At 49.5% G+C, this 4,150-nt stretch carries 2 protein-coding genes; both read left to right on the forward strand.

Annotated elements, in window-relative coordinates; translation table 11 throughout:
- On the forward strand, positions 1-1,503 hold a 1,503-nt coding region (locus BC343_RS31220; RefSeq protein ID WP_162276904.1), incomplete at its 5' end, for a DUF5977 domain-containing protein.
- Between the two features lie 28 nt (positions 1,504-1,531).
- Positions 1,532-4,150: DUF6443 domain-containing protein (locus BC343_RS20295; RefSeq protein ID WP_078349648.1), on the forward strand; the 2,619-nt coding region annotated here is incomplete at its 3' end.

Here is a 4,150-nt window from a genome sequence, read left to right on the forward strand (position 1 = left end):
TATGTACAATGGATATATGCCGATACGGTAACAACCACCAATTACGACCTGGAGGGCAATAATCCTGTGAGTAATTACCAGGTGAACATCTACGGCAACCCCGCCCACATGCAGGTCACCGAGCAAAAAACGGGGGGGAGCGATGGTATTGTACAGCGCGTGTTATCAAAATACCCGCACGAAATGGTTGCCGATGGCGCAGGGGCACCTTACCCGGCTATGATTGCCGCCAACCTGGTAGAAAAAAAGATAGAGGACGATTATTATAAGGACTTAACTTTCCTGCAAGCGGTAAAAACCGATTATGGCGATTGGGGGAACCAGGTATTTGAACCTGCGGGCATACAAACCAAAGCTGCCGGGGGCAACTGGGACCCACGCATTGTGTTCTATGGCTATACCACCAGCGGTGGCCTGCAAAGCCAATCGAAATACCTTGGGCCTAAAAGTAGTTACCTGTGGGGTTACGACGGCTTGCTGCCTGTTGCCGAAGCAAAAAATGCTGCTTACAATGAAATTTTCTATGACGGCTTCGAGTCTAATACTTTGGTGCCAACGTCCGAGGCCCACACGGGCACCCGCGCTAAGTCTGGGGAACATACGGTCAATTTTAGCCCGCCGGCAGGTAAGAGCTATTTTATCAGCTGGTACGAATTGGTAGCCGGTAAATGGGTTTACAAGAAGGAAGCCTACACAGGTAGTAAAACTTTTGATGCAGTAAGTGGTGTTTACCGCGATGATATTTGCATTTATCCCACCGATGCACTGATGAGTTTTTACACCTTCGACCCCGCGGTGGGCGTAACAGCCATAACCGACGTAAAAGGCGAAACCAGCTTTTTTGAATATGATAAGTTACAACGGTTGAGCAACGTACGTGACCAATGGCGCAACATTGTTAAAAACTATCAATATAATTTTAATATTAGCGCGCCAACCAACGTGTATTACAATGGCTTGCAAAGCCAGTCCTTCACCAAAAGTTGCACAGCAGGCGTTGGCAGTACGGTAACTTACCAGGTGTATGCCGGTACTTACAGCTCTGTTATCAGCCTGCAGGATGCCAATAACCAGGCGCTGGCTGACATTGCCGCTAACGGCCAGGACTACGCCAACAGCAAAGGGGAATGCGCAACAGGTAACCGGCCAATCGCTTTCGTTAATAATACCTACCCGCCAACGGGCACCAAAACATCGGGTATTAACGGTATCAAATTAAAAAATGCGGCAGGAACGGTATTGTTTACGTACACGCAAAGCCAGGTAAACGCGGGTATAGCCCCGCCGGTGGGTACCTACAATATCGAAATAGAAACCTTTGGTTCGGCATATAACCCAAGTACACAACTGGGTTGGACGACGCTGGAACTGGTTAACCAAAATTATTCAGCAAGTTATTCATTGACACGGTCGGGCAGTTCTACAACTTATACTTTCCCTAATATCAACCTGGCTGCAGGCACGTCATGGTCCATCATCATGTCCGGCTCGGGCTTAGACTAAAATCAACTACCTAACCCTATCAATCAATATGAAATTGAAGAATATTTACAGTTTAGCAGCACTATTGGCCTTGTTGCCTTGCAGTTTTGCTTACGGCCAAACTTTAGAACAGAATTACGTATTTGAGCGTATACCGCGCAGGCCCATCACCACAGTTACCAAACTGAACGCACTCACCCCCAATAAAGATTCGGTAATGACTACCATCAGCTATACTGACGGCTTGGGCCGCCCACTGCAAACCGTACAGCGGCAGGCCTCGCCGGGCGGGAAGGATATTGTGCAGGCTTTCTCTTATGACGAATTGGGGCGCGAACGCAACCGCTACCTGCCCTTTGCCTTAACAACAACTACCGGGTACGGTGCTTACGTAGCTAATGCCCATTCGGTTGGCGTTTATAATTTTTATAACCCCTCGCCGGTACCTTCGCCTGTTCAAAGCCAGCAGGGCAACGGTATCGTTCGTACCCCCAAACCGCTATCCGTAACCGGCTTCGAGGCATCGCCGCTAAACCGTGTTGTAGAGCAGGGCGCCCCCGGGGAGGCCTGGCAATTGCCTGATGCCGGCAGCCCCAACAGCCCATGGCATACGGTGAAAACGGATTATTCTGCCAACGACCAAAGCACTTTTACCTCTGCTATATCGCCCAATAACAAAGGCAGCCACCTGGTATCGAGGTACAAGGCTGAGATACTGGCAAACGGTACCAGGCAACTCAGCCTTCCCGGTACCTATGGCACGGGGCAACTAAGTATCACTATCAGCAAAGATGAAAACTGGAAGCCCGCCGAAGGCTGCGTAGGCATTGTGGAGGAATATAAAGACAAGAACGGCCATGTGGTATTAAAACGCCTTTATAACAAAATAAAAGACGGCTTTAATATAGATGTGGCAGAAATGCTGAGTACCTATTATGTGTACGACGATTTAGGCAACCTGGCCTTTGTGTTACCACCCAAAGCCAACCCCGATGCCGGCATGCCCACCCAGGCTATTTTAGATGACCTCTGCTACCAGTACCGCTATGATGCCCGCAACCGCTTGACGCAAAAAAAGCTGCCGGGCAAAGGCTGGGAGTTTTTTGTTTATAACAAGCTGGACCAGGTGGTAATGACGCAGGATGCCAACCAGCGCAATAAAACCCCACAGGAGTGGTTGTTTACCAAGTATGATGTGCAGGGCCGGGTAGTAATAACAGGCATATACCCACACCCCAACAGCAGTGGGGATAGCAATATCAGCACGCCATCAACGGCGGTGCTTACCTGGTTGCAAGACTATAGCGATCAGCAAACTAATTTATGGGAAAGCCGGACTACGGCCAATACAACCCCGGGCTATACCAACGTGGCTACACCGCAGGGCGTGGTATCGGCCTACCTGTCTATTAACTATTACGATGATTATAATATAGCCGCCAAGCCTGCTAACTATGCAGCGCCCGCCGGTGCCAGCAGCCGCACACAGGGGCTTCTCACCTGTACACGCACCGGTATCTTAGGCTCGGCCACCCGTATGTTGTGGTCTTTTACCTATTACGATGACGACGGGCATGCCATTAAAACCTACGAACAGCATAACCTGGGCGGCAATACGCCCAATTACAACAATTACGATGCGGTAACCACCACCTATAATTTTAATGATGCGGTAACCAGCACCACCCGGGAGCATTTTACCATCTCCAATGCCGGCTTCCCCCAACTTACGGTGGCCAATACGTATTTGTACGATCATATGGGACGTAAGCTGAGCAACTGGCAGCAGATGAAGTACAGGACGATGGCCGCAGATACCAAAACCCTGTTATCGAAAATAGAATATAACGAAATAGGGCAGGTTAGGATAAAGCACATCGGCAGTACCGACAGTACCAATTATTTGCAAAACGTTACCCACACCTATAACGAAAGGGGCTGGCTGCGCGGGGCCACCACTAACGATAATTTGTATAACCTCGATCTGCGTTACAATGCACCGGATAACGGCATAGGCCCGCAATACAACGGCAATATTGCCCAAATGGAATACTTTGGGAAAAATGGACTTAACAGGGGTTTCCGCTACAGCTACGATGCTCTGAACAGGCTGTTGAAGGCGCAATCCAACTCGGGGCTGATGGACGAAACCCTTAGTTACGACAAGGGCGGAAATATTACCAAATTAAACCGTACCGGGCAGCCTTACGGCGAATTAAGTTACTATTACAATAACAGCAACCAAACCAATCAACTGGCCACGGTGTTGGGTGCCGGCTTTACCACCCGCGGCTATTCTTACGATGCCAATGGCAACTCCAAAACGAATGGGGAGGGCAAGTTTATCAGTTACAACGTGCTCAACCTGCCCTCCACGGTTACGCAGGGCGGCTCCACGTTAGCCAGTTATACGTATGCCGCTAATGGTGAAAAACTCAGGAATGTAAGCGCTGCCGATGGTACATGGGATTATATTGGCGGGATAATTTACCAAAATGGTGCCATTAAATTTATACAAACCGAAGAAGGGCGCGCCATGCCTAATGGCACAGGCCTGTACAAATACCAGTACGACCTGAAAGACCACCTGGGCAACACCCGCTCAACCTTCCAGGAATCTGCAGGCATTGCAGACGTAATACAGGAAGACGATTACTACGCCTTTGGC

Source organism: Mucilaginibacter pedocola (assembly GCF_002013915.1).
In the GTDB taxonomy this organism is placed as follows: Bacteria; Bacteroidota; Bacteroidia; order Sphingobacteriales; family Sphingobacteriaceae; genus Mucilaginibacter; species Mucilaginibacter pedocola.